Here is a 24,193-nt window from a genome sequence, read left to right as displayed (position 1 = left end):
CCCCGCTTCATGATTCCGTGATCGCCCGCTGGGTGTCCCTGGGCATCAAGGGCAGCCTGGTCGCCGTCGAGCAGCGCCGTCTCGGCAAGCTGCTCACGAAGCCGGGCAACGAGGTCAAGGCGATCCTGAACGACTTCGACCCCGGCAGCGAAGCGGTCGTGATCAGCACGCCCTACAACGAGATCAGCTCGTTCCAGGGCCGTCCCGTGCTCAACGCGCGGGAGCCCGAGTGGGTAGCGCTGGAGAACAAGACCACCATCGACGCGCTGTGGGACGAGTTGTCCGCCCGCCGCGCGCCCGCGATGGTGTTCGACCTCGACTTCGAACGTCTCTGGGGCGCCTCGGAGATCCTGGACCGCGGTGCCGGCGTCGTCTGGTCCGGTGACGGCCCCGCGATCAACGGCGGCGCCAACTTCGTGCGCCGCGTGCGGTCGTACGAGGAGGCCAAGGAAGCCTTCGACGTGCTCGCGCCCAAGTGCGACCAGGTCCGCGTCATGCCGTTCCTGGAAGGCATTCCGGTCAGCGTGCACGGCATCGTCTTCCCGGACGGCACCGCGGTGCTGCGCCCGATCGAGATGGTCGTGCCGCGCCGCCAGGGCCAGGCGAAGTTCCTCTACGCGGGCTGCGCGTCGTACTACGACCCGCCCGTGTGGATCCGCGACGAGATGCGCAACCTGGCCCGCCGCGTCGGCGAGCACCTGCGCGAGACCGTCGGCTACCGGGGCACGTTCACGCTGGACGGCATCGCGACCGAGGACGGCTTCCTGCCGACCGAGATCAACACCCGCTACGGCGGCGCGATGGTGTGCTTCGAGGACGCCGTCCCGACGCTGCCGCTCGCGCTGGTGCAGGTCGCCCTGGTCGCCGGCTGGAACCTGGGCATCTCCTCGATGGAGTTCGAGGAGCTCGTGCTGCAGGCCGCGGACAACCACCGCGCCGGTGCCGTGGGCGCCAACGTGCGGGCGGTGCAGCCGACCGAGGTCGACGAACGCCGCGTGATCTTCACCGGCTGGGCGTGCCGGCTCGCGCACCCCGAGGAGGCCGCGCACGCGACGCTGCGGCTGAGCCCGTCACCGATCGGCGGCCGCCTCGATCTTGATCTGCACCGCGAGAACATGCCCGTGGGCGCGCCTGTGGCGGCGCTGACGGTCGCGGCGTTCGCGCTGGCGGACCAGGAGTGGGGGACGGGCCTCGGTGCCCTGGAACCCGCCATCGCGGTCGAGGACGAGGCTCAGGTCGAGCAGGCCATCGAAGAGGCCGTCACCGCGTAACTCACCAGGCGCCCTCGTCCCCGTACGCGGAGACGAGGGCGAACTGGTAGCCCATCAGGGCGGCGGCGACCTCGGGCGGCTGGTGCACCGGACGTACGAGCCCCTCGCCCAGCACCTTCGGCTGGTCCACGCCCAGCAACTCGGGCGAGTCCTTCAGCAGCGCCACGCCGATCTCGGCGGCGTCCGCGAGCATCTCCTCGCCGGGCAGGTCGATCATGTCCGTGATCAGCCCGTGCACGAACGCGGGCAGCTTCTCCGGCACCGCGCAGGCCAGCGCGACCAGGCACGCGACCCGTTCGGACGCGAGCGCCTCGAAGATCTTCGGCGCGCCCTGGGCGACGGCGTGCCGGGTCTGCGTCAGCCAGTCCGGGGCCGTGCGGGGCAGTTCGCGGCCGAGAGCGTTCCACCTGCGGTGCGTGCGTCGTCCGTCCTCGGTGAACCCCTTGCCCGCCAACGCCATGGCGGCCAGCAGGAAGATCACCCGGTCCCGCACGTCGCCCGCGACCTTGTAGGACGCTCCCAGCTCCACCAGGAACGGCACGGTGCAGAACGAGGCCTCGGACACCGTGTCGTCGGTGAGAAGCCGGTCAGCGAGCGATGAGAGCGCGTTCTGCCGCACGTCCTCGCTGGGGTCCATCAGGGAGCGCAGCAGACGGGGCACGCGACCGGCGCCACCCCGGCCGTCGTAGACCTCGGTCCAGGAAATCCTGTCGAGTCCGCGCAACGGGTCAGGCCGTTGCCAGGCGCGCGGCAGCTCCATAGGCGGGAAAGGTACGGGATGTCACGGAAAGGTCCTCGGCGCCTCGCCCGTACGATCTCGCCGTGTCCTTCTCGGTGGCCGACATCTTCTCGGGTGCGGGCGGCATGAGCTTCGGCTTCCACGCCCACCGCGACTTCCGGGTCGTGGGCGCCGCCGACGCGCAGATCGGCAAGCCGAGTTCGAAGTTGGGTTCGTTGCGCTGCAACGACACCTACCGCGCGAACATCGGCGTCGACCCGCTGGAGGTCGACCTCGCGAAGGTCTCGCCGGCGGCGTTGCGCGAGGTCTGGGGCCTCAAGCGCGGCGAACTGGACGTGCTGCTCGCGTGCCCGCCGTGTTCGGGCTTCAGCCGCATCACCTCGCAGAACCACCTGCGCGACGACCCGCGCAACTCCCTCGTCGGCCGCATCGCGGTGTACGCGGAGGAGCTGCGCCCGAAGGTCGTGCTGATGGAGAACGCCCGCGAGCTCGTCAAGGGCAAGCAGCGCCACCACTTCGACAGCCTCGCCGAGGAGCTCACCCGGCTCGGGTACTCGGTCTGGGGCGGCACGCACATGCTGTCGAAGTTCGGCCTGCCACAACTGCGCGAGCGGACGCTGATGGTGGCCGTGGACGGCGGCCTGCCGTTGCTGACGCTGGACGACCTGTGGGCAGGCCGGATCATCCGCCCGTCCGCCGTCACGGTCCGCCGCGCGATCGGCAAGCTGCCTGTCGTCGCGGCCGGTGTGGCGGACCTGGAAGACCCCATTCACGTCTCGCCGACCTTTTCCCAGGACCGCAGTCTCGAAAGAATGCGTGCAATTCCCGCGAACGGCGGATCGTGGGCCGATCTGCTCCGTTCGCCGGAGACCGCGGAGTTGTTGAATCCTGCACAACGCAAGATCGTCGAACAGCAGAACTGGGGTTCGCACCCCGATGTCTACGGCCGGTTGTGGTGGGACGAACCGGCCCGCACCATCAAGCGGGAATGCGGCCACGTCGGCAACGGGCGTTATGCCCACCCCGTCCAGCACCGCCTCTGCACGGTCCGCGAGATGGCGCTCCTGCAAGGGTTTCCGCGCCAGTTCCGCTTCGACGTCTCGATTCTCGGGAACGCGTACCGGCACGTGGGAGACGCTGTTCCGCCGCTGATCGCCTACCAGTTGGCCGGGTTGACCCGCTGGATTCTCACCGGCCGCCGCCCGGAGCCCAAGGAGATGTGCCTGCGCGGCACTTCGCTGCGTCCCGGCGACATTCGTCCGGCAGAAGTTACCGAAATGGTGGCCTAGGTCTCTGAACCGATGGTGTCGATCATCCGTAGCGGGACGCCGCTATTGATAACTGTTCGGCAACGAATTTAACGTCACCTGACGGAATGAATGCATCGCAGGCCTATCCACTGTGGACACCATGAGTATGTTTCCGCTGCTCACTGGCTGTATGACCTGGTCTCCTTACCTCACTCATACGTGTGTCACCCCATCGGCTAACGTCCCGCTCGCTTCCTGTCGGTTCAGTGTCGATGACGACGTGCCGACCGTCCCGACGGATGACTGACTTCCCGCCGCGTTCGGGTGAATTTCTGCGAGCAAGGAGACCCATGGCTTCCCGGTTCAGGATCGGCACGGCGCTGCTCGGCGCCGCTGCTGCCCTCGCGTTCTCGGCCCTCCCGGCCCAGGCCGACGTCATCGTTACCCCGGACCAGGGTGACCAGCCCCAGGGCGAGAAGGTCGTGCTGAAGGAAGGCGTCGGTCGCCTGCCCTCGCACGGCGAGCGTCACATCGGCACCTCGATCATCAGGCTGCAGATCGAGGGTCAGAAGGACACCAAGATCTACGCGTACTGCGTCGAGCTGCCGACGGAGCTCAAGGACGGCGACCACCTCCGCGAGGTGAAGTGGGGCGAGCACCCCAACACGAACTTCAACAAGAACGCGGGCAAGGTCCTCTGGATCCTGACGAACTCCTACCCCGGCCTCTCCATGAAGGACGTCAAGGCCAAGTGGGGCCAGGACTTCGACGAGAAGGAGACGATCGCCGCCACGCAGGCCGCGATCTGGCACTTCTCCGACGGCTCTGAGCTGGACATGAACGATCGGCGCAACAGCGCTGACGTGAAGACGCTGTACACGAAGTTCCTCGAGCAGGCCAAGGACGAGGCGCAGCCCAAGCCCACGCTGGAGATCGACCCGGCCTCGCAGTCCGGCAAGCCCGGCGAGAAGATCGGACCGTTCAAGGTCACGACCACGGCCTCCGAGGTCAAGCTGACCGCGGACCTCCCCGAGGGCGTCACCATCACCGACGCCGCCGGCAACCCGCTCGCCGTGCAGAAGCAGGGCGACAAGCTCGCCGTTCAGGACACCGGTGACAAGGTGTCCGAGTTCTTCGTGAACGTCCCGGCCGGTTCGAAGGACGGCGAGGCGAAGTTCAAGCTCTCCGCCGAGGCCACTTTGCAGCTCGGCCGTCTGTTCGTCGCGAAGGACAAGGCGTCCACCGGTCCCGACCAGGTGGCCCAGTCGCTGATCGTGGCGCAGCCGCAGAAGGCCAAGGTCGAGAAGGAAGCCAAGGCCGACTGGAAGGCCGGCGTGGTCCCGACCACGACGACCACGACGTCCGCCACCACGACGACCACCACGGCGCCGGAGACCACTCCGTCCACCACCTCCTCCACCCCGGCCAACCCGGCTCCGGGTGGCGGCGAGGACGACCTCGCGTCGACCGGTGCGTCGATCATGTGGCCGCTGCTCGGCGGTCTGGTCCTCGTCGGCGCCGGTGTCGGTGCGCTGTTCGTGGTCCGTCGCAAGAAGGCCGGCGCCTGATCTGAGGTAGCCAGCCCCCAAGACGAACGCCCCCTGGTTCCGCGCCGGAGCAGGGGGCGTTTGCCTGTTCTGGAGAAGGTGTTACCGGCGGCTGACGCCCGCCACGGAGATGTCCCCGTCAGCGATCGCGACGTCCCGGGCCGATGAGGCGCCCGAGAAGATCGCGCGGGCCGGGTCGCGGAAGTTCTCCACGATCTCGACGCGCTGCACCGGCTTGGCCGTCGGGATGACGGACTCCGGCGACCAGAAACGACCGAACCGCACCAGGTAGGTGTTCACGTTCGGCTTGCCGTCCTCGGTCGCGTAGACCCGCCACGTGAACAGGTCGACCTCCTCGATCTCACGGGTGCGCAGTCCCCGTGCGACCTCCTTGGTCTCCCAGCTCCGACCGTTCCAGGTGGACAGGTAGTTGCGCAGCGGACCCTTGTCCTCGTCGCCCATGAACCACAGGACGAACGGCCGGCCGAGCGTCGTGCCCACCTGCTGGATGTAGTCGGGGGACTTCACGGCGTTCGGCAGGGTCAGCGGCGTCTCCGCGATCTTCAGGTACTTCTCCTGGTCCGCGTCGTCGATCTGGGTACCCAGATCCTTGCCGGACGCCGAGTAGAAGTGCAGGTTCCTCGGGTCGAACCAGGTGTAGTACATGTTGCGGTGGTAGCGGTCGTGCAGATGTCCTTCCGTGCCACCACCCGCGAGCGTGTACGCGATCCGCACACGGCCGCTGTCCTCCAGCCGCAGCTGACCGATGTAGATCTCGTTCATGTTGTCCGCGCGGGAGGTCGAACCGATCGCGAACCTGTCCCCGGTCAGCTCGGTGGAGGTCTTCCACGTCCTGCCGTTGTCCTTGGACACCACGTAAAGCATCGGCCGGGTGTCCGTGGGGGTGACCTTGTCGAGGTCGCGGGTCGTCTCGCGGTAGAAGACGTAGATCGTGCCGTCGCGCGTGACGAACGGCATCGGGTACGTGGCCGCGTTCTTCGAGATCAGCGTCTCTTCCCAGACCCCGTCAGCCGAGTTGGCCTGGGGCGAGCGGGACATGCGCAGCTCGATGTTGTGCATCCCGCGGAAGATCAGCAGGTGCCCGTCCTTGGCCTGGACCATGGTCGGGTAGTTGTGCGAGTCCGAGTCACCGTCCGCGACCCGGTTGGGCGTGGACCACGTGGACTTGCGGTGGTCGTACGCCTGAACGTAGCTGTCCTCGTACTGACCCGCCCACGAGATGAACGTCTTGCCGGCCTTCTTGTCGTAGACCCCACCGGCGACCGGACGCCGGTCACTGCGGGCCGCGACGTTCGTGGCCGTGGTCGTCACCGTGAACTTCGCTTTCCCCTGAACGTCGGCCGTGGCGTTGGCCGAGGGGACCGCGACGAGCGGCAACAGCAGTACTGCGGACATAACTCCACGCAGGAGCCGTGTCATGCAACTTCCTCCTGGTTCTGACCGCGACGGCGGCCGACCAGGCGGCGGTAGCGACATCTTCGTTGTCACCCAGCCGACTTGTCCAGGTGGAGTTAGCGTGATCGCTGGCTATCAACACGCGGGCCCCACTCGGGTACCCTGCGTCAGGGACGAAGGAGCACCACATGAACTTCGACGAGATCAAGAACAAGGCCCTGGACCTGGCCGAGCAGAACCACGAGAAGGTCGACCAGGGCATCGACGCCGCGGCGGGCTTCGTCGCAGGCAAGTTCGGTCACGAAGACCAGGTCGACTCGGTTGCCGAGAAGATCAAGGACATCCTTCCAGGTGGATGAGTGAACTCCTTCAACGCCACTGACGCGGGGCGGGTCACCTCCACCGGAGAGACCCGCTCTCCTTCTGCCCGCAGGCCCGAGATGATCACCTGGCAGGGCATCCACGAGCCGCGGCTGGAGCAGGTACGCCTGCTCCTCTCGAACGACCAGCGCCTACGCGCGTCCGGTCGTCTCGTCGCCGCAGGCCCCGACGAGCAGTTCAACGCCTCCTTCGAGGTGTCCGTGGGCGAGAGCGGCCAGGTGAACAGGCTCTTGCTCCGCACCGCGACCGTGCTGGAGGAGCGCCAGTGCTCCTTGTCGCGCACCGAGGACGGCGCCTGGCTGGTCGACCACGGCCAGGGCAGCAAGCGCGAGACGTTCAACGACGCGCTGGACGTCGACGTCCAGTTCGCCGTGCTGTTCAACGCCATCCCGATCCGGCGCCTGGGTCTGCACACCAAGCCCGGCGAGCACGCGCTGCCCGTCGTGCGGGTGTCGCTGCCTGATCTGACGGTGAAGGCCGTGACGCAGACCTACAAGACCGTGTCCGTAGGGGACGACGTCTCCGTGGTGCGGTTCAAGAGCGGCGGGTTCGAGCAGAACGTCAAGGTCGACGCGAACGGCCTGGTCGTCGAGTACCCGCTGATCTCGAAGCGGATTTAGAACCGCTCCAAGAAGTACTTCCTTCGTGGCGAGTCGTGTCCAAACGATGGAAGGGGACGGTTCGGGGTTCTAGCTTCCGACCATGCCGAAACGATTTTCGAGCGTGGTCGGTCGCTCGTTCGGTGATGGCGTCCGTGACGCCATCCGGTCCACCGGGATGACGCAGCGGCAGATCGCCGAGTTGCTCGACTGGGAAGAGGCCAAGGTCTCCGACCTGGTCAAGGGCAAGGGCGGGGTCACAGAGGTCGAGCTCGCGATGCTCCTCGGCCTCTGCCGGGTTCCCGCAGAGGACGCTCGCTACCTTCTCGCCCTGTTCAGGGAGTCGCGGGAGAAGGGCTTCCTCGTCTTCCCCGAGGACGGCATCCCGGATCAGGTGCGCTCGTTGATCGATCAGGAGCGCCTCGCCAACAAGATCACCATGTGGTCGATGAACCTGATCCCTGGTCCCCTCCAGACTCCGGGGTACGTCACCGCTCTCATCGAGCGCTCCGCCCGTGCGAAGACCATCAACATCCCCGAGGTTCTCGCCGCGAAGACGGCGAGGCAAGCGATCTTCCACCACAGCAGGAAGTTCGTCTTCTACATCCACGAACAGGCACTGCGACTGCCGGTGGGTGGTCCCCGGCTGATGCAGGACCAGCTGCTCCACGTTCTGGCGATGAACAACAGGAACTACATCACCGTCAGAGTCGTGCCGGTCGAGTTCGGTGCGCATGCAGGTCTGTCGGGCTCCTTCTATCACCTGAGCTATGAGAAGTACGAGCCAGTCGTCTTCACCGAAACCGAGAACACCAGCCTCTTCGTCGAGGACAAGGCATCCCTTGCCACGTACACCGAGGTGATCAAGCTGCTCGACCACCAGGCGTTGGATGCGGAAGAATCGAAAGGGCTGATCACCAGCATCCTGACTTGAGGAGGTTCTCGGCATGTCGACGTGGCGCAAGAGCAGCTACAGCCCCGTGAATGACTGTGTCGAGGTCGGTCATGGCGTCGGTATCCGCGACAGCAAGGCGCCGACCACTCACCTGCCCGTGTCGGACAAGGCGTGGTCGGCGTTCCTCACCGAGGTCAAGGCTGGTCGCTAGACCATCTCTCCCAGCACCTCGGGGTCGATGACGATCGGCGCCGGACGGTACGCAGGCGGCTCGACCCCCATCAGCGAACGCACCAGGAAGTCCCAGGACTTCGTGCGCACGTACGCCATCCGGTCGATGAACAGGTGCTCGGACCCAGGCACGATCACCAGCTCGAACTCCTTGCCCGCGGCGATCAACGCATCCGCCATCCGAAGCGAGTGGTCCGGGTGCACGGTGTCGTCGAGCTCGCCGTGGATCAGCAGCAGCTTTCCTTCCAACCGGTCAGCGATCTCGACGTTCGAGGCGCGAAGCCAAGCCGAGGGGTTGTCCGGGCCGTCGACGGTCTCGGCCCAGCCCAGTCCGATGTACCGGGCGTCGTGTGAACCCGACAGCGCGACACCGGCCCGGTAGGTCTCCGGGTAGGCGAGCATCGCCCGTCCCGCAGCGAATCCGCCGCCGGAGTGGCCCATCACGCCCACGCGCGAGAGGTCCATCCACGGCCGTGACTCTGCCAGCTGGTGCAGTGCCGCGACGTGGTCTTCCAGGCTGCCCGCGGCGGCCAGGTTGCCGTACGAGACGTCGTGGAAGGCCTTCGAACGGCCCGGCGTGCCGCGACCGTCCAGAGCGATCACGACGAAACCGAGTGCTGCCAACGGTTCCGCGTCCAGGCCCATGCCGCCGGGGTCGAAGCACGGCTCGACGCGGGTGACCTGCGGGCCGGGGTAGACGTTGTCCACCACCGCGTAGCTGGCGGTCGGGTCGAAGTCGCGCGGCTTGTAGAGCACGCCGTAGATGTCGGTGGTGCCGTCGGCTGCCTTGACGCGGAAGCGTTCCGGGGCCGTCCAGCCCGTGGCTTGCAACCGGCTGATGTCGGCCTGCTCCAACGAGACCAGCACCTCACCGGTCCAGGAGCGCACGGTCGTCACCGGCGGCGTGTCCACAGTGGACGCTGAGTCGACGAAGTACCTGCCGTTCGGGGACACCGTGACGACGTGGTCCAGTGAGTCGTCCGTGACGACCGCGAAGCCGGTGCCGTCCAAGGCGACGCGGCACACCGTGCGGCGGTACGGGTCCTCGGGCACGAGGCCTGACGCGGTGAAGTACACGACGCCGTCGGAGACGTGCAGGATCTCGCGGACCAGCCATTGGCCCGTGGTGACCTGGTTGAGCAACGCGCCGGTGTGCAGGTCGTAGCGGTAGAGGTGGCCCCAGCCGTCGCGCTGCGAGAACCACAGCACCTCGTCGGCCAGCACGCGGACGATCGGCGCGCCGTAGATCAGCTGGTTGGGGCCTACGCGGTTGGCGCCCGTCTCGCTGATCACGACGGTGACCTCGCCCGACGAGGCGTCCATCCGGTTCAGGGTCAGGGTGTGCTGGTCGCGGGGGCGGGAGAGGAAGTAGACCGCCGTGCTGTCCTCGGACCACCACGCCCAGCCGGCCGTGATCGGGGAGAACTCCGGCATGAGCAGCGGTGCGCACTGGGCGAAGACCGTCGTTCCCGATTCCACGTCGAACACGACCAACTCGGCCAACGGCATGTGCTCGTCGCCGGGGTAGGCGTAGTGCTGGGTGTGGGTCACGGGGGCGCCGCCGTCGGCCGGGCGCGATTCGATCAGGTGGGTCTTCCGAACCGAACGCTGGTCGGTGCGGTGGGCGAGCACCTTGGACGAGTCGGGCGCCCAGGCCAGGGCCGGTGGCATGTGCGGCAGGCCGAACTTGCGCATCAGCGTGCCGTAGCTCATGGCGTCCGGGCCGTAGCCGTAGCCGTGGCCCGGAACGCCGTCCGAAGTCAGCGCCCACTCGCGCTCGCCCGAGCGCGCCCACAGGTCGTGGCCGCGCCGCGAGACCGCGACCTTGCCGTCGGGGGAGGAGACCTCCAGGGGGTTGCCCGGCACCGCGACGAACGGCATCGGGTCGAACCCAGGGGTGCGGGTGCCCGCCGCCGGGTCGACCACGACGAACTGGCGGTCGGCGCCGTCGCGGAGCTGGTACCAGAAGCGGCGGCCGTCTTCGATCCACTGTGGACGGACCTTGTCGCCGACGACCAGCCCGCCGGGAGCGGCCGGGCGGCGGAGGAGTTGTTCTGCGGCTTGGTAGTTGGCGGTGGTGCTCATGGTCTCTCCCCAGTGCGTGAGTGTTTTAGAGGCTGCGGGCGGTGATGTCGCCGTACGACGTGGTGGCGCGGATCGTCAGGTCCGGCGCGTCGGCGTTGCGCAGCGCGTTGGTGACGCGGCCGTACGAGGTGCCGGCGTCCAGTGCGGCCGAGAGTCCGGCGGCGACGCTGACGTTGATGTCGCCCTTCTGGGTGGTGATCTCGGCGGAACCGTTGAGGCGGCCGACCGTGACGTCACCGGCCTGCGTCACGAGGCGGACGTGCGCGGCCTCGTCGATCTTGATGTCGCTCTGCGCCGCCTCGAAGGCGATGTCACCGAGTCGGCCGACGCCGCGGAACTCGGCGCTCGCCGCCTTGGCCTCGACCCGCGAACCGGCGGGCAGCTGGACGGTGACTTCGACGGCTCCGGACGAGCCGAGGATCTTGTTGCCCGCCTCGGTCGTGATGTGCAGGACGCCGTCGGCGAAGTCGACCTTGATCTTCTCGGCGGCCTTCACGTCGCGGCTCTGCGCGGCGTCGGCCGGGAGGACCTCGACGGCGGTGTCGGCGCGGTCCGCGGCGATGAACTGAACGCGGCCGGCCGGGATGTCGAGGATGGCGGCGATGGGGGCGGGGGTGGTGAAGGTCTGCATCTCTGGCTCCTGTGACTCGTTGTTTCTGATGGGCGAAAAGCTACGTTGCGTTTCCAGATTTGGGCAACAAGTTCGTTGCGATGAAAACGCATTGATGCAGCTCAAAACCACAAGATCGTTGCAACGGGATGTAGATCTAATGCAACGGCAGTTGCAATGAGATGAAGGTGAAAGCTATGGTCTGGGCATGCCAGGAGGTCGACTCACCCAGCAGGAACGCCGTCAGATCGCCATCGGCCTGTCCGACGGCCTCGCGTACGCGGAGATAGCGAGGAACCTCGACCGGCCCACCTCGACGATCACGCGCGAGGTGATGCGCAACGGAGGTCCGGCCGGGTACAAGGCCGACATCGCCCACCTCGCAACGGAACGCCGTGCGCAACGGCGCAAGCAGGCCGCACCTCGCCGACCAGCGGTCGAACGTGCGGACGGACGTGACGTGGAGGCGGTGCGGGAGTTCGAGGAGTTGTTCTCGGGCATCTTCATGGGGCAGGGCCTGTCGAAGATGCCGGCGAGGGCGCTCGCGAGCCTCTACGCGACCGACTCCGGCAGCCTGACCGCGTCAGAACTGGTGGGGCACCTGCAGGTCAGTCCGGCGTCGGTCTCGAAGGCCATGTCCTACCTGGAAGGTCAGGGCCTGATCGGGCGCGTGCGCGACGAACGCCGCCGCGAGCGTTACGTCGTCGACGAGGGTGACATCTGGTACCAGTCGATGATCGCGAGCGCCGCCGGCACGACGAAGCTCGCCGAGGCCGCGCGGCAGGGTTCCGGCGTCCTCGGCTCCGGCACCCCGGCCGCCGTCCGGCTGGAGAACATCGCGCGGTTCCTGGACTTCGTCAGCGAGAGCATCGTCCGCGCGGCCGAGCAGGCCCGCGACATCCTGCACTCGAAGGACTAGACGCGCACCGCCACGGCCACACCCTGACCGACGCCGACACAGGCCGCCGCGATGCCGATGCCGCCGCCGCGCTGCCGCAGGTGGCGGCACACGTCGACGATCACGCGCGGCATCGAGGCGCCGAGCGGATGGCCGTAGGCGATCGCGCCGCCGTGGACGTTGACCTTCTCCTTGTCGATCTCGGGAAGGTGGTGCACCACCGACAGGGCCATGGCGGCGAAGGCTTCGTTGATCTCCCACAGATCGACCTGTTCGGCCTCGATGTGCAGGCGCTTCAACAGTTTCCGGATCGCCGACACGGGAGCGACGGTGAACCGGTGCGGCTCCTCGCCGGTGGTCGCCGACCCGAGCACCTCACCCAGCGGCTCGACGCCCAACTCGGACGCGATCGCTTCGGTGCCGAGCAAAGCAGCCAAAGCGCCGTCGTTCAAAGGCGATGCGTTGCCCGCCGTCACCGAACCCTGCTCGGAGAACGCGGGCTTGAGCTTCGCGAGCTTCTCCATGCTGGTGTCGGCGCGGACGTTCTCGTCGCGCCGGATCGCCGTTCCGTCCGGCAACTGCACGGGAAACGCGAAACCCTCGTGCACACCGGCATCCCACGCCGCGGCGGCGCGGCGGTGTGAGCGCAGGGCGAAGTTGTCCATCTGGTCGCGGGTGATTCCGAGTTCGTGGGCGACGTTCTCGGCGGCCAGGCCCAGCGGCACGGTGTAGTGCTTGGGCATGCGCGGGTTCACCAGCCGCCAGCCGAGTGCCGTCGACACGGTCTCCAGCCGATCCGGGAAGGCCTTGTCCGGGCGGGCCGTCACGAACGGCGCCCGCGACATCCCCTCGACACCGCCGGCGACGATCAGATCGGCGTCTCCGGTGATCAACGCCCGCGCACCCTGGATGATCGACTCGCCGCCCGAGGCGCACAGCCGGTTCAGCGTCACGCCCGGCACGGAGACCGGCAGTCCCGCCAGCAACGAGGCCATGCGGGCGACGTTGCGGTTGTCCTCGCCGGCGCCGTTGGCGTCACCCAGCAGCACGTCGTCGATGCGCGCCAGGTCGAGCGACGGGTAGCGGCGCAGCAGGTCGACGATGGGCAGCGCCGCGAGGTCGTCCACCCGGATGCCGGAGAGACCTCCCCGGTACTTCCCGAACGGCGTGCGGGCGGCGTCGATGATCAGTGCGCGTGCCATACGTCCATCTTGCGGCATTCACGGCTTGAGCAAAAAAGGAACGTAACCCGTCTCGGGGTGCACCTCTGAATCGGTGCTGAAGGCCTTCACCTCGATGGCGTGCGCTCCTGCGGTCATCGCGCCCGTGTTGAGTGAAATCCGCCACCGGCCTGCGGCGGCGGGCCCGTCGGCCGTCGTCGGCACGGTGGCGACGTGGTTGCCGTCGAGCCTGATCTCGAACCCGGCGAGACCCGCCACGGCCGCGTCGAGGGCGTTGACGCGGACCTCCAGAACGACCCGGCCGCGGTTGAAGGCGGCGCCGTTCTCGATGGGCTGGCCGCTCGCGTCCAGGACCTCGGGGATCGGGTCGGCGAGCGTCGGCTTCGCGTCCACCAGAGGTGTGCCGGGCTGGCGTCGCGGCTCCTTCTTCGGGCCGGTCAGTTCGACGTCGGTGTGCGTGACCTGGATGCGTTCCTGGGTGACGAGCTGCACGTTCAGGTTGTCGGTGAACGCCTCTTCGGGCAGGTCGGCGACGGCCGGGTACTCCGCGCCGGGCTTCCACGGCGTGCCCTCGATCGCCGGCCGGAGCGGTACCTGGACGCCGTTGACCTTGACAGCGGTGACCGGCTCGCTTTCGCGCGACGGAATGAGAGCGATGCGCAGCTGACCCGCGGTGACGTCCGCGATGGGGTTGGCGCTCGTGCTCGCCGGGCTGTCCACGCGGACCTGCGGCGTCGGGCCTGCGAGCGGCGCGTCGGCCTTGGCGGTGCGGTAGCCGATCAGGTCGACGCCGGCGCGGATCCGGTCGCCCGCGAGTGCCGCGACACCGACCAGTGCCGTCGCCTCGCGCCACTGCGGCACGAACGGCGAGGTGGCGACGACGTCTCCATCGCGCACGACCTGGACGCCGGCCGGGGTCAACACGAGTTCCCAGCGCACGGTCACGCCGGGCAGCGCGGCCGGGACGGGCTTGACCGCGGTGCCGTTCGGGACGAGTTCGACGATCGAGTTGCCGGAGTTGTCGGTGGAGACCGTCGCGCGGATGGTGTTCGGCGGCACCGGTTCGCCCTGCACGCTGACCGGTCCCGGCACGAGGTCGAGCAGCAGCTTGCCGCCGGTGCCGGGGGCGTCGGTCTCGATCACGAGCCGGCTCTCGTCGTCGCCGCGGACGAACGGCGTGCGCGACCTCAGCGTCACGGCACGGGTGCCGCAGCTGCTGCTGATCACGAGCCGGTCGTGGTCGTCCTCGTCGCCGCTGGTGGCACGAGCGCAGTCGGTGCGCTTGGAGAGCCTCCAAAGTTGGAGGTCGGGTTCGTCGGGGGAGTCGAAGCGGTCGACGAACGTGTACGGGGCGTTGTCGGCGCGCGGGGTCGCCTTGGCGTGGGCGGGCTGCGAACGCTGCCCGAACGAGTCGACGGCGCGGATGTCGATCTGCTGCTCGCGTTCGTTCTCCAGGCCGTTGAGCTGGGTGCCGGGGCGCGTGACGAGCTTGACCTTGTCGCCCCACCGCACCTCGTACGCGGGCGCGTCGCCGGTCCAGCTGAGCTGGATCTTGTGGTGGCCCGCGCGTGCGACGACGCCTGCCGGTGTGGACGGGCGGCCCTGGGGGCCCGGCACCAGCACCTGCTCCGCCACGTACGGCTTGAGCTTCGTCGGCGCCGGGGGAGCCACGGGCAGGCCCGAGTCGCTCCCGCCGGTGTCGCGTAAGACGATCACGCCCGCCACCAGCGCGAGGCCCACGACGACGAAGGCGACCCGCTTCATAGCGTCACGCTAAGGCGTTCACCCCAGCTCGAACACGGTTTCCGCGATAACGGGTTCGCCACCGTCCGCCGGAAGGACGCTGAGCTTGAGCCGAGCGTGCGCCGAAGGGGCCAGCTTCGCGGTGTCGAGCCAGAACTCGTGCCTGCCGGGAACGCCCGGGCCCTGCTCGTTGGTGGGCAGCGAGACGATCCGCCTGCCGTCGAGTTCGAGCTCGATGCCGCGGTGCCCGATGGCGTTGACCTCGGCCGTGATGAGGACGCGTCCCTTGCCGGGCAACGGTTGCGGGGGCTTGGTGCCGTCCTCGTGCATGACGTGCAGCCGCGGCGCGCCGGTCTTGATGCCGCCGGGCCGGTCCGCGAGCCTGGGGAGCGTGCCGGGGCGGCTCTCGGGCTTGCGGATGACGACGAGCTGGGCTTCCTGGGCAGCGACCTTCCCCGCGCTGAGCGGCAGTTCGGTGACGGTGACCTGGCCCGCGTCCGGTTTGACGAGTTTCGCGGCCACGACGTCCTGCGGCAGTTCGACGTCGCGGTTCAGCGGGATGACCTCGGTGGGCACGACGCGTTCCGGCACGCCTCCGACGCCGAACGCGTCCAGGAAACCGCCGCCGTCGATGCGGATCCGGGGGTGCACCAGCCGATCCCTGATCGCGACGGGCTCGTAGGCGACCACGACGCCGTCCCGCAACGCGACCACGGCCTCGGGCAGCACCCGCATCTCCCAGCGGTGCCGCACGCCCGCGACGAGCCCGGTCATCGGTGCGTCGCCCAGGTCGATCTGCTTGCCGGTGCGGGGAAGATCGGGGTCGGCGACGATCCGCGTGCCCTGCGTCGTGATGTCGAGGCTGACCGCGCCCTTCGGCTGCGCGTCGGTCTCCTTCAGGTACTGCCACGGATCGGGCAGCAACGTCAGCCGCACGTGACTCGATTCGACCGCGCCCGCGACGCTGATGATCGCTCGGCCGGTCGCGCCGTCACTCGCGGGCACTCCGAACCGGATCGGGGTGTTGCTCTGGAAGGCGGCCATCGGGCAGTCGACGTCGATGCGCCTGCTCTGCCCGAACGCCCTGAGCCCCAGGCACTCCGGTTCCGCCTCGACCCGCCACTTCCGCGGATCGAGCGCCTCCGGGCCGTCGAACCTGTCCGCCTGGCCGACGAGCTGGTCCTCCCACTTGCCGTTGTAGACGTTCTTGGGCGTCGCGGCGATCCTGAGCGGCTCACTGCGCCTGCCGGTCGCGCTGACAGCCCGGATCTCGACCTCGGTCTGGGTGTCGGGGCTCAGGTTCGGCAGCTCGACCTCGGGGCCGGGCACGAGCTGCTCGTTGCCGTTCCAGCGCACCTCGTAGGCCGGCGCCGACCCGTTCCACGCGATCTGCAGCGCGTCCACGTCCAGCGCCTGAGCCCTGGCGTTGGAGGGTTTCACCGGCTCCTGGAGCGCGACGACCTCGACGCCGTCCGCCGTTTCCTTCTTGAGGGTGTCCGGCGCGTCACCGGCCCGGAGCACCACGACGGCGGCCACGACGAGCGCGAGTCCACCGAGTCCGCCGGCGAGCGTCCGTCGATCCACTCGGCGACCCTACGACGTTTCCGCTTGCGCGGTGCTGCCGTTCAGCCCAACCACACGTCCGCCACGAGACCCAAGATTCCGCAGCGCCGCGAGTGCTCCCGGCTTGGTCAGATCGATCGTGATCCTGGTGCGCTGTGGCTGGTTGACCAGCACGTTCCGGCCGTCGTGCCCTGCCTCGATGGTCTTCGCCAGACCACCGGTGGACGCCAGCGAACCCCTCGCCGCGCCGAGCCGTCCCAGTGCGTCGTCCACGGCCATCAGCAGCGCGTCCCGGTTCCCCTCGCACATGGCCCTGACGAGTTCCGGCCTGCTGCCCGCGACCCGCGTGCCGTCCCCGAAACTGCCCGCCGCGAGCGCCATGGAGAGCGGCCCGCCATCTGCCCCGACCGCGGCCAGGATCGCCGCCATGATGTGCGGCAGGTGACTGATCCGCGCCACCGCCTCGTCGTGCTCCTCCGGCGTCGTCGGCACCACGTGCGCGCCGAGGTCGAGCGCGAGCTGGATGACGTCGTTGAGGTGGTCGTCGGCCTCCTCGGGCGTGACGACCCACGCGGCGCCCTGGAAGAGGGTCGTGCTGCCGGCGCCCCATCCGCTCTTGCTGGTGCCGGCCATCGGGTGCCCGCCGACGAAGCGGACGTCTTTCGCGTACTGGTGCACGGCGTCGTGCACGGGCCCCTTGACGCTGGTCACGTCCGTGAGCCGAGTGCCGGCGGGGATCTTGCGGAGCAGGTCCGGCAGCGCGGGCATCGGCACGGCGAGAACCACGAGCGCCTCGGCGTTCCGGCTGAGGGCCTCGTCCACACTCACGATGTCGAAGCCCTCAGCGCGCGCGTTGTCCGCGTCCTCTTTGCTCGCCGTCGCACCCCACACCGTGCGCCCGGCAGCCTTGGCGGCCCGCAGCACGGAGCCGCCGATCAGTCCCAGTCCGATCACGCACACGTCTCGCACGGCGCCCATCATTCCGTGCGAGGCGTACCTGCAACTAGCGGAGGGCGTCCAGCGCGAACGCCGCGTACATCGCCACCCCGTGCTCCATGGCGGCCTCGTCGAACAGCACCCGGTTCGAGTGGTTCGGCGCGGCCTCCTCCAGGTCGACGCCCCGCGGGCAGGCTCCGAGGAACGCCAGCGCCCCCGGAACCCGCTGCAGCACGTAGGAGAAGTCCTCCGCTCCCATCAGCGGATCCTGCATCGGCTCGCTCCACGAGGCACCCATCGCCGCGGCCGCCAGATCCACCACGTGCTGCCCAACGACGTCGTCGTTCACCGTCACCGGATAGCCCGGCACGATGCTGACCTCGGCATGGCACCCGTAGGCGGCGGCCGTGTGCTTGATGGCCTGCTTGAGCTCCTTGTGCACGAGCGCGCGCGTCTCCTCCGACAACGTCCTGATCGTCCCGTCGAGGGTCGCGACCTCGGGGATGATGTTCGTCGTCGTGCCGGCGTGGATCTGCGCCACGGTCACCACGGCTGGCTGGTGAACGCTCACCCGCCGTCCGAGCATCGTCTGGATCGCCCCGACCATCGCGGCCGCCGCGGGCACCGGGTCCAGCGCGTTGTGCGGCATCGCGCCGTGACCGCCGCGACCCTTCACGTGCACGTGGAACGAGTCCGCGGACGCCATCATCGGCCCCGGCCGGCACGTCACCACGCCCGACTTCATCGTGGACGTGATGTGCAGTGCGAACGCCTTCTCCACGCCGTCGTCGAGCAGGCCCTCCTCGATCATGTGCCGGGCGCCGTGATGGCCTTCCTCGCCCGGCTGGAACATGAACAGCACGCGGCCTTTCAAAGCGTCACGCCGGTCCGCCAGCAGCCGGGCGGAGGCGGCCAGCATCGCCACGTGCGTGTCGTGGCCGCAGGCGTGCATGTTGCCGTCCACTTCGGACGCGAACGGCAGTCCCGTCGCCTCCTGGAGCGGCAGGCCGTCCATGTCGCCGCGCAGCAGCACCGTCGGCCCCGGCCGGTCGCCCTCGAGCACCGCCACGACCGAGGTCGACGACTCGCCCTTGGTGACCTTGACAGGCAACCCCTCCAGCGCGTGCAGGACGGCGGCCTGCGTCTTGGGGAGGTGAAGTCCCTGTTCAGGGTGCCGGTGGATCTGACGGCGCAGCGCCACCGTGCGGGGCTGGAGCGAACGAGCCCCTTCGAGCAATCCGGCGAGACGGGGGTCCGGCGTAGTTGTGCTCATCTACCGATGGTGCCACCACCTCGGCTACCGGGAAGGTCGTCTGGGCCCTACGGTGTGCACATGACACAGCAGGAGCCGGTCAACGGCTTCGCGGTCGCGGTCGTCCGAGAGGACGGCCGCTGGCGGTGCAGCAGGATGGACAGCTCCGCGCTGTCGGAGCTGGACGCGGCGATCACGGAGCTGCGCCAACTGAGGTCGACAGGAGCTGTGTTCGGTCTCCTCGCCGTCGACGACGAGTTCTTCATCATCCTGCGTCCCGTGCCGGGTGGTGTCGCGCTGCTGCTGTCCGACGCGGCCGCCGCCCTCGACTACGACATCGCGGCCGACGTCCTCGATCTCCTCCGTGTCGACCCACCGGACGAAGAGGACAACGAACTCTGGCCGGAAGGCGACCTGGGCGTCCTGACCGACCTGGGCATGCCCTCGCACGAACTTCAGATCATCGTCGACGAGGTCGACCTCTACCCGGACGAGCAGCTCCAGATGATCGCCCAGCGCATCGGCTTCATCGACGAGCTCACGAAGCTGCTCGACACGATCCAAGCGTGATCACTTCCGAGGACATGGTCCGGGCCGCCCTGAAAGCGGCCTCGCACGCAGGCGCGGACGTACCGATCGGCGCCGTCGTCTTCGCGCCGGACGGTTCCGTGCTGGCCGAGGCCTGCAACGCGCGCGAAGCGCTGGGCGACCCGACCGCGCACGCCGAGATCCTGGCGTTGCGCGCCGCCGCCGCGAAGTACGGCGACGGCTGGCGGCTCGACGGCTGCACGCTCGCGGTGACGCTGGAACCCTGCACGATGTGCGCGGGAGCGCTGGTGCTCGCCCGTGTCTCCCGTCTCGTCTTCGGCGCCTGGGAGCCCAAAACCGGGGCTGTGGCGTCGTTGTGGGACGTCGTGCGCGACCGCCGGCTCAACCACCGGCCAGAGGTGCAGGGCGGCGTGCTGGAACAGGAGTGCGCTGACCTGCTCGAACGCTTCTTCCGGACCCAGCGTTAAGCCAGTCGCGCGGGCTGTGTATTGTTCTTATCGGTGGCGTGTCCGAGCGGCCGAAGGAGCACGCCTCGAAAGCGTGTGAGGTGAAAGCCTCCGTGGGTTCAAATCCCACCGCCACCGCAGGTCAGAGCCCCGATCACTACATCCGGTGATCGGGGCTCTGACGTTTCGTCTCAGTTGTCGTCTCAGTTGTGGCCGCTAGGCCGGAATCGGCACCCCTGCCGCGCCGTCCTCGTCGTCTCCCTCGTCGGCCGTCTCGGCAGGCTCCCAGAGCAGCCCACCGACCCTCTGAGCGACGTCACGCCGGATCGAGGCGGTGATGTGCTGGTACTTGGCAGCCATCGCCGTGTTCGACCAGCCCATGATCCCCATCACGGTTCGCTCCGCCACACCGAGCAGCAGCAGCACCGTTGCCGCAGTGTGGCGGGCGTCGTGAAGCCGCCCGTCTGGCACCTTCGCGGCCTTGAGCAGGTTCTTCCACTCGGTGTAGTCCGTGCGGGGATTCAACGGGCCACCGGTAGGTGTGGTGAACACGTAGCCGGAGTCCGTCCAGAGCTGTGCTGCCTGCCGACGTTCCTTGTCCTGAGTGGCCTTGTGCGCCTTCAGTAGCGCCACCAGTTCGTCAGGTAGGCCGATACCGCGCGTGCCTGCCTTCGACTTCGTACCGGCCGTTTCCTGCCGCAATGGCAGCCGCTCAGGACAATGCCCACCGAGCTTCCGCCCGCAGGGTTCCTCACATCCGTGCTTCCACCGAGGCCGCAGACGGCTACGGCGGACGGTCAGCGTGCCGAGTTTGAGATCCACGTCTGCCCACCGCAGGCCCAGAGCTTCACCCTGACGCAAGCCGAGAGCCAATGCGATAGCCCACCGAGCGCTATTGCGCCGCTTCAACGCGGTCTCCATGAGCCTTTTCACCTCATCCACCGAGTACGGCTCAACGTCGAAGTCTTCGACCTTTGGGGCACGAGCAATCAGGGCGGGATTCTCGGTGATGTACTTCCGCCGCACGGCGATGTTCAACGCTGCCCTAATGGTGCGGTGAACCTGATGAGCACGCGACGACTTAGCTCCGCCCTGGATCATCTTCCGGTAGAGCTTCTCCAGGTGTTCCGGTTCGAGCTTGTCCAACCTGTGCTTTCCGACACCGGGAATGAGGTGAACGCGTGCCGCCACCTCGTACGCGCTGAACGCGTTCTCCGTGATGGCCGGCGGCGCAACGATATTCTCCAACCAGTGCGTCAGCCACTTCTCGACCGTCCACGCCTTACCGGTCTTGCGCACCTTGCCCGCGTCGCGTTCCTGTTCGAGCTTGGCGACCTTCTTCGCGACTTCCGGGCGGGTCTTGGCCTGCACGTGGCGCCGATCGGGGCTGCCGTCGTCCTTGGTGCCGACCGTCACGCGCCCGTGCCAGTAGCCGTCAGAACCTTCGTAGATTGTCGATTCGCCGTTCGACTTGCGTCCCACGTTGTCTCCTAAGCGGCTTCCGGGCTGGACGTGCTGGTCATGAGCTTCGTGACGTAGTTCGTGAGGGCCTGCAAAGGAATGCGGCGTAGCCGACCGATGTGAACGGATTCCACAACGCCGGTGGTGACGAGTTCGTACATGAGGGTCCGGCCGATGTTGAGTCGCTTTGCCGCCTGCTCGACCGTCAGAACGATGTGCTCGGTGTTCTCGTCCATCAGTGCTCACCCTCCGAGTTCTCGTCTGCCTTCGGCTCGGGCAGGTAGCGCGCCCATGCGTCGCCCAATCCGTGAATGCCGTCGATGACGTAGCCCTTGAACGCCTTCGCGCCGTTCCTGAAAGCGGTGACCTTGACGCCGTAGGCGCTGAGTTCTGTTGCCAGTTGGCGGGCGTTGATGGGCCTGCCGTAGAAGTCGCCCCACGGGGCCTCTTCCATGCTGTGCAGGACAGCGAGGATCTCCACGGTGCTCATGCGAGTCACGCCACGGTCGGCGAACACGGTGCGGAGATCGGACAGCAGCCGGATTCGGTCGGACGTGGGGTTGGTCTGCGCGGCGGTGACGAAGTGCACGCACGCGGCACGCGCGGTCTGCGGCCAGTGCCCGCCGGCCATGTCCGCGATTGCGAGCAGCGGTTCCCAAATCTCGGCCGCCCGGTCGGTGACGCCTTCGGGCATGTCCGGGTAGGCGGCGCCGACGCGTTCGCCCACGACTTCCATCCACGTGGCCAGAGCGTCACGGACCGGGGCGGACTGTTCCTCCACCTTCCGTTCACGGAACGCCTCGACTCGTTCGTCGGGACGTCGCCGGCGCATGTGGATGGTGATGGCGCGGGTGGTGATGGTGTCGGGCATGTTCCCCGCGATGCCCGCCAGCGCGGCGGGGGCGTAGACGGGGAACCGCTCGATCACCATGTTCCCCGCGTCGCCCTTACAGCGCGCCACGGTCGCGGAGCGCTTGTAACCGGCGTTGACCAGCGCGCGGAGGTCTTCGTTGCCGCCACCCTTGGTGTCGAAAATGGCGTCGACCTCGTCGAACAGGATGGTGATCGGTCCGGCACCGACCATGCGGAACAACGCGGCCGGGGTGGCGGAGAACGTCATCTCCGGCGTGCGGACCAAGTGGCGGGCGACCTCCAGCACGCGCGTCTTGCCGGAACCGGGTTCCGCGCTGGACAGCACGACGCGCGGGGTGATGTAGAAGTGTTCGGCCGCCCACGTGTGGGCGTACCAGAGCGCGAGCATCGGGGCGCAGTGCTGATCGGGGAAGGCGTTGAACCGCGACAGGAACGCCTGGACGTCGTCGAGGATCTGCGCGCCGTCGATCGTGGTGGTGGTCATGCCGCGTGCCTCCGGTTCGTGTCTGCGGTGACGATCAGGCGGCCGACGAGTTCGGCGACGTGGGGGACGACGGCGTTTCCGAGTGCGCGCAGACCGGGGGCAACCAACCGCTTGGAAAGCCCATGAGCCACTCGACCCACTGCGGGTTCAGGTACCCACCGGTCTGGCCGCGCATCGCCACGCGTTGCTCCAGCGCTGGCGCGTCCGGGCGGTACTGCGGCCTGTAGGTGCAGTGGTTGTTGGCCATCGACGCACGCGGGGTGGGCCAGTAGGAACAGGCGGTCTCGTGCGTGTGGCGCACCCACGGAACACGCGGAAACAACTGTCCACTGTGCATCGAACCCGAGCTGGTGAAGGTCACCGAGCATCCATGCGAAGGCGTCTCGATCTCGAACGAGAGCTGAGACGTTCTCCACGAGGACGTAGCGGGGTCGAACCACGCGTACGACGTCGGCCATCCACGGCCAACCCCAACGTTCGTCGTCGATGCCGAGTCGGCTCCCGAGCTTGCTGAAGGGCTGGCAGGGAAAGCCGCCGGCGACGAGGTCGACGCAGGGCCGTTGCTGGGACTGCCACCACTCGGGGGCGGTGCGGACGTCGTCATGGCGAGGAACCTCCGGCCAGTGTCGGGACAGCACTTCTCGGCAATAGGGGTCGAGTTCGACCTGTCCGGCCACGGTCATCCCGGCGCGTTCCAAGCCGAGTTCGAGACCGCCGATGCCGGAGAACAGCGACAGGACGTTCACGCCGCACCTCGCACGTCGAACATGGGTGCGGTGGCCGGGGCGGGGCGTTCGTTGCCGGGCATCTGGCGCGGCCGTGTGGTGCCCTCGGTGATGCCGTTGCGGATGCTGCGGCGCACCTTGGCCTCGGTGCAGTCGCACTCCCCGTTGATCAGGGGTGCTGCGGCTGCCATGAGGTGAGCTTCTGCTGTAGCCGCAGGGAGGACACCGGCGCCGACCAGTTGCCCGAGCGCGATGCCCGCGACGTACGGGGGTTTGTCGTGACCGCCTGAGACGGCCGCAGAGAGCTTGCGGCACTCACCCTCTACTGCGGCGGTGACGTAGCGCGGCAAACGTTGTGAGGGCACCACAATGGGCGCTGAGACGGCCGTACGCGGCCTAGGAGTGAGGCAGTGGACCAACCACACCGGGAGAGGCAGCGGCGCGACGTCGTTCGTCGGCCAGTAGGTGCCGTCCGAGGTGATCGAACCGGGGCCGACGACGTAGCCGCCGTGCGCGCGGGTGTCGACCTTCCACCCGAGGCCGTTGCCGTGCTCTCCCTCGGTGTTGCGCAGTTCCACAGTGGACGGCTCACGGAAGTACAGGTGCGTCCCGGCACGTGCGGTGCGTATCGTCCTGGTCTCCCACGGGACGTCTTCGCCGGCGTCTGCGCACAGGGCGGTGAAGACGTCGTGACCGTCGCGAATCCCCTCCCGGCTCCAGCTAGGCGGGGGAACGTCGGCGGGCGACTTGCGGGTGTCGAGGTCGACCACGACCAGGCCGCTCGGTCCGGTGGCGATGCCGATGTTGAACGGCCCTGCCGACCAGCAGCGCTCGATCACGTCCAGGTCGATCGTGGCGCGCTGCTCCCACCCGAGGTGTCCGGCACTGCACGCCCCGGTGCGGGGGCACAGCTCCGCCTTGTGCAGGGCGGGACGCTTGGTCATGGGGCGCAACGGGAAGACGTAGAACCCCATCTGTGCTGCGGCGAGTGCGTGCGTCAGCAGCGTGTTCTGCGTAGACATGCGCTGTTCTCCTTCACCATGTGTAATCGGTGTTGG

General features: G+C 68.2%; 24 protein-coding genes and 1 tRNA gene. 11 read left to right on the top strand and 14 right to left on the bottom strand.

The features are described from left to right. Nucleotides 1-17 precede the first annotated feature (17 nt). Nucleotides 18-1,271, top strand: coding sequence for a hypothetical protein (locus ACIRG5_RS11350; RefSeq protein ID WP_402903528.1), 1,254 nt, complete (start codon nucleotides 18-20; stop codon nucleotides 1,269-1,271). 1 nt (nucleotide 1,272) lies between these two features. Here ACIRG5_RS11350 and ACIRG5_RS11345 read toward each other — a convergent pair whose 3' ends face one another. Next, entirely contained in the window at nucleotides 1,273-2,031 is a 759-nt protein-coding gene (locus tag ACIRG5_RS11345) for a hypothetical protein (RefSeq protein ID WP_330271605.1), read from the bottom strand. Between the two features lie 62 nt (nucleotides 2,032-2,093). Between ACIRG5_RS11345 and ACIRG5_RS11340 the strand changes: the two genes are divergently transcribed. Together ACIRG5_RS11340 and ACIRG5_RS11335 are read left to right on the top strand one after the other, a co-directional pair. Continuing rightward, nucleotides 2,094-3,299, top strand: a complete 1,206-nt coding sequence (locus ACIRG5_RS11340) for a DNA cytosine methyltransferase (RefSeq protein WP_402903525.1) — start codon at nucleotides 2,094-2,096, stop codon at nucleotides 3,297-3,299. 311 nt (nucleotides 3,300-3,610) lie between these two features. Continuing rightward, entirely contained in the window at nucleotides 3,611-4,828 is a 1,218-nt protein-coding gene (locus ACIRG5_RS11335; protein ID WP_402903522.1) for a thioester domain-containing protein, read from the top strand. A gap of 81 nt (nucleotides 4,829-4,909) precedes the next feature. On the opposite strand, the gene ACIRG5_RS11330 is transcribed toward ACIRG5_RS11335, so the two are convergent. Next, nucleotides 4,910-6,223, bottom strand: coding sequence for a BNR-4 repeat-containing protein (locus tag ACIRG5_RS11330; protein WP_402903520.1), 1,314 nt, complete (start codon nucleotides 6,221-6,223; stop codon nucleotides 4,910-4,912). Between the two features lie 188 nt (nucleotides 6,224-6,411). Between ACIRG5_RS11330 and ACIRG5_RS11325 the strand changes: the two genes are divergently transcribed. From ACIRG5_RS11325 to ACIRG5_RS11310, 4 genes are all read left to right on the top strand, one after another. Then, nucleotides 6,412-6,582: an antitoxin gene (locus tag ACIRG5_RS11325; RefSeq protein ID WP_402903518.1), complete on the top strand. Its 171-nt coding sequence runs from the start codon at nucleotides 6,412-6,414 to the stop codon at nucleotides 6,580-6,582. Continuing rightward, nucleotides 6,583-7,224 (top strand): putative glycolipid-binding domain-containing protein, encoded by a 642-nt coding sequence (locus ACIRG5_RS11320; protein WP_402903515.1) that lies wholly within the window; start codon nucleotides 6,583-6,585, stop codon nucleotides 7,222-7,224. It begins immediately after the preceding gene. Between the two features lie 82 nt (nucleotides 7,225-7,306). Further along, nucleotides 7,307-8,137, top strand: a complete 831-nt coding sequence (locus ACIRG5_RS11315; protein WP_402903513.1) for a Scr1 family TA system antitoxin-like transcriptional regulator — start codon at nucleotides 7,307-7,309, stop codon at nucleotides 8,135-8,137. A 13-nt stretch (nucleotides 8,138-8,150) separates the two neighbouring features. Further along, complete coding sequence (locus ACIRG5_RS11310; RefSeq protein ID WP_402903510.1) at nucleotides 8,151-8,309, top strand: DUF397 domain-containing protein; 159 nt, start codon at nucleotides 8,151-8,153, stop codon at nucleotides 8,307-8,309. Here the strand turns inward: ACIRG5_RS11310 and ACIRG5_RS11305 are convergent. After that, nucleotides 8,306-10,414 (bottom strand): prolyl oligopeptidase family serine peptidase, encoded by a 2,109-nt coding sequence (locus ACIRG5_RS11305; protein WP_402903508.1) that lies wholly within the window; start codon nucleotides 10,412-10,414, stop codon nucleotides 8,306-8,308. The genes ACIRG5_RS11310 and ACIRG5_RS11305 overlap by 4 nt on opposite strands. 25 nt (nucleotides 10,415-10,439) lie before the next feature. Then, complete coding sequence (locus tag ACIRG5_RS11300; protein ID WP_402903505.1) at nucleotides 10,440-11,045, bottom strand: DUF4097 family beta strand repeat-containing protein; 606 nt, start codon at nucleotides 11,043-11,045, stop codon at nucleotides 10,440-10,442. Between the two features lie 187 nt (nucleotides 11,046-11,232). On the opposite strand from ACIRG5_RS11300, the gene ACIRG5_RS11295 reads away from it, so the two are divergent. Next, nucleotides 11,233-11,943: a helix-turn-helix domain-containing protein gene (locus ACIRG5_RS11295; protein WP_402903502.1), complete on the top strand. Its 711-nt coding sequence runs from the start codon at nucleotides 11,233-11,235 to the stop codon at nucleotides 11,941-11,943. On the opposite strand, the gene ACIRG5_RS11290 is transcribed toward ACIRG5_RS11295, so the two are convergent. Genes ACIRG5_RS11290 through ACIRG5_RS11270 form a run of 5 tightly spaced genes read right to left on the bottom strand, consistent with a single transcriptional unit; the run spans nucleotide 11,940 to nucleotide 18,618 of the window. After that, nucleotides 11,940-13,124, bottom strand: coding sequence for a thiolase family protein (locus ACIRG5_RS11290; RefSeq protein ID WP_402903499.1), 1,185 nt, complete (start codon nucleotides 13,122-13,124; stop codon nucleotides 11,940-11,942). The two genes, ACIRG5_RS11295 and ACIRG5_RS11290, sit on opposite strands and share 4 nt — an antisense overlap. 18 nt (nucleotides 13,125-13,142) lie before the next feature. Next, nucleotides 13,143-14,867, bottom strand: a complete 1,725-nt coding sequence (locus tag ACIRG5_RS11285; protein WP_402903496.1) for a hypothetical protein — start codon at nucleotides 14,865-14,867, stop codon at nucleotides 13,143-13,145. Nucleotides 14,868-14,885: 18 nt separating this feature from the next. Continuing rightward, nucleotides 14,886-16,430, bottom strand: a complete 1,545-nt coding sequence (locus ACIRG5_RS11280) for a hypothetical protein (protein WP_402903493.1) — start codon at nucleotides 16,428-16,430, stop codon at nucleotides 14,886-14,888. A gap of 9 nt (nucleotides 16,431-16,439) precedes the next feature. Then, nucleotides 16,440-17,387, bottom strand: a complete 948-nt coding sequence (locus ACIRG5_RS11275; RefSeq protein ID WP_402903491.1) for a prephenate dehydrogenase — start codon at nucleotides 17,385-17,387, stop codon at nucleotides 16,440-16,442. A gap of 25 nt (nucleotides 17,388-17,412) precedes the next feature. Further along, the gene (locus tag ACIRG5_RS11270) at nucleotides 17,413-18,618 is read right to left on the bottom strand and encodes a M20 family metallopeptidase (protein WP_402903488.1); all 1,206 of its coding nucleotides are present in this window, start codon (nucleotides 18,616-18,618) and stop codon (nucleotides 17,413-17,415) included. 60 nt (nucleotides 18,619-18,678) lie between these two features. Here ACIRG5_RS11270 and ACIRG5_RS11265 point away from each other — a divergent pair, with 60 nt between their 5' ends. The 3 genes from ACIRG5_RS11265 (at nucleotide 18,679) to ACIRG5_RS11255 (ending at nucleotide 19,730) form a co-directional block, all read left to right on the top strand. Then, the gene (locus ACIRG5_RS11265; RefSeq protein ID WP_319976138.1) at nucleotides 18,679-19,167 is read left to right on the top strand and encodes a tRNA adenosine deaminase-associated protein; all 489 of its coding nucleotides are present in this window, start codon (nucleotides 18,679-18,681) and stop codon (nucleotides 19,165-19,167) included. Nucleotides 19,168-19,181: 14 nt separating this feature from the next. Beyond that, nucleotides 19,182-19,613, top strand: coding sequence for a nucleoside deaminase (locus ACIRG5_RS11260; RefSeq protein WP_330278270.1), 432 nt, complete (start codon nucleotides 19,182-19,184; stop codon nucleotides 19,611-19,613). Between the two features lie 32 nt (nucleotides 19,614-19,645). Beyond that, nucleotides 19,646-19,730 (top strand) — tRNA-Ser (locus ACIRG5_RS11255). A 78-nt stretch (nucleotides 19,731-19,808) separates the two neighbouring features. Here the strand turns inward: ACIRG5_RS11255 and ACIRG5_RS11250 are convergent. The 5 genes from ACIRG5_RS11250 to ACIRG5_RS11230 are packed head-to-tail and all read right to left on the bottom strand — an operon-like array spanning nucleotide 19,809 to nucleotide 24,157. Next, complete coding sequence (locus ACIRG5_RS11250) at nucleotides 19,809-21,074, bottom strand: tyrosine-type recombinase/integrase (RefSeq protein ID WP_402903485.1); 1,266 nt, start codon at nucleotides 21,072-21,074, stop codon at nucleotides 19,809-19,811. Nucleotides 21,075-21,082: 8 nt separating this feature from the next. Beyond that, complete coding sequence (locus ACIRG5_RS11245; RefSeq protein WP_402903482.1) at nucleotides 21,083-21,289, bottom strand: excisionase family DNA-binding protein; 207 nt, start codon at nucleotides 21,287-21,289, stop codon at nucleotides 21,083-21,085. Beyond that, nucleotides 21,289-22,410, bottom strand: coding sequence for a DUF3631 domain-containing protein (locus ACIRG5_RS11240; RefSeq protein ID WP_402903480.1), 1,122 nt, complete (start codon nucleotides 22,408-22,410; stop codon nucleotides 21,289-21,291). The genes ACIRG5_RS11245 and ACIRG5_RS11240 overlap by 1 nt, the downstream gene beginning before the upstream one ends. Next, complete coding sequence (locus tag ACIRG5_RS11235) at nucleotides 22,407-23,156, bottom strand: DNA cytosine methyltransferase (RefSeq protein WP_402903477.1); 750 nt, start codon at nucleotides 23,154-23,156, stop codon at nucleotides 22,407-22,409. The genes ACIRG5_RS11240 and ACIRG5_RS11235 overlap by 4 nt, the downstream gene beginning before the upstream one ends. Continuing rightward, nucleotides 23,153-24,157: a bifunctional DNA primase/polymerase gene (locus ACIRG5_RS11230; protein WP_402903474.1), complete on the bottom strand. Its 1,005-nt coding sequence runs from the start codon at nucleotides 24,155-24,157 to the stop codon at nucleotides 23,153-23,155. The genes ACIRG5_RS11235 and ACIRG5_RS11230 overlap by 4 nt, the downstream gene beginning before the upstream one ends. Nucleotides 24,158-24,193 lie beyond the last annotated feature (36 nt).

This window comes from Lentzea sp. NPDC102401 (assembly GCF_044765805.1).
GTDB lineage: Bacteria > Actinomycetota > Actinomycetes > Mycobacteriales > Pseudonocardiaceae > Lentzea > Lentzea sokolovensis.
Note: the sequence above shows the minus strand (reverse complement) of the source record. Positions and strands in the feature narration are given on the sequence as shown.

Bases quoted from the DNA above. Each gene is read 5' to 3' on its own strand.
- ACIRG5_RS11305 (WP_402903508.1), bottom strand. From the start codon at position 10,414: ATGAGCACCACCGCCAACTACCAAGCCGCAGAACAACTCCTCCGCCGC.
- ACIRG5_RS11260 (WP_330278270.1), top strand. From the start codon at position 19,182: ATGGTCCGGGCCGCCCTGAAAGCGGCCTCGCACGCAGGCGCGGACGTA.
- ACIRG5_RS11295 (WP_402903502.1), top strand. From the start codon at position 11,233: ATGCCAGGAGGTCGACTCACCCAGCAGGAACGCCGTCAGATCGCCATC.
- ACIRG5_RS11335 (WP_402903522.1), top strand. From the start codon at position 3,611: ATGGCTTCCCGGTTCAGGATCGGCACGGCGCTGCTCGGCGCCGCTGCT.
- ACIRG5_RS11290 (WP_402903499.1), bottom strand. From the start codon at position 13,124: ATGGCACGCGCACTGATCATCGACGCCGCCCGCACGCCGTTCGGGAAG.
- ACIRG5_RS11300 (WP_402903505.1), bottom strand. From the start codon at position 11,045: ATGCAGACCTTCACCACCCCCGCCCCCATCGCCGCCATCCTCGACATC.
- ACIRG5_RS11245 (WP_402903482.1), bottom strand. From the start codon at position 21,289: ATGGACGAGAACACCGAGCACATCGTTCTGACGGTCGAGCAGGCGGCA.
- ACIRG5_RS11270 (WP_402903488.1), bottom strand. From the start codon at position 18,618: ATGAGCACAACTACGCCGGACCCCCGTCTCGCCGGATTGCTCGAAGGG.
- ACIRG5_RS11285 (WP_402903496.1), bottom strand. From the start codon at position 14,867: ATGAAGCGGGTCGCCTTCGTCGTCGTGGGCCTCGCGCTGGTGGCGGGC.
- ACIRG5_RS11240 (WP_402903480.1), bottom strand. From the start codon at position 22,410: ATGACCACCACCACGATCGACGGCGCGCAGATCCTCGACGACGTCCAG.
- ACIRG5_RS11325 (WP_402903518.1), top strand. From the start codon at position 6,412: ATGAACTTCGACGAGATCAAGAACAAGGCCCTGGACCTGGCCGAGCAG.
- ACIRG5_RS11310 (WP_402903510.1), top strand. From the start codon at position 8,151: ATGTCGACGTGGCGCAAGAGCAGCTACAGCCCCGTGAATGACTGTGTC.
- ACIRG5_RS11265 (WP_319976138.1), top strand. From the start codon at position 18,679: ATGACACAGCAGGAGCCGGTCAACGGCTTCGCGGTCGCGGTCGTCCGA.
- ACIRG5_RS11330 (WP_402903520.1), bottom strand. From the start codon at position 6,223: ATGTCCGCAGTACTGCTGTTGCCGCTCGTCGCGGTCCCCTCGGCCAAC.
- ACIRG5_RS11275 (WP_402903491.1), bottom strand. From the start codon at position 17,387: ATGGGCGCCGTGCGAGACGTGTGCGTGATCGGACTGGGACTGATCGGC.
- ACIRG5_RS11315 (WP_402903513.1), top strand. From the start codon at position 7,307: ATGCCGAAACGATTTTCGAGCGTGGTCGGTCGCTCGTTCGGTGATGGC.
- ACIRG5_RS11345 (WP_330271605.1), bottom strand. From the start codon at position 2,031: ATGGAGCTGCCGCGCGCCTGGCAACGGCCTGACCCGTTGCGCGGACTC.
- ACIRG5_RS11230 (WP_402903474.1), bottom strand. From the start codon at position 24,157: ATGTCTACGCAGAACACGCTGCTGACGCACGCACTCGCCGCAGCACAG.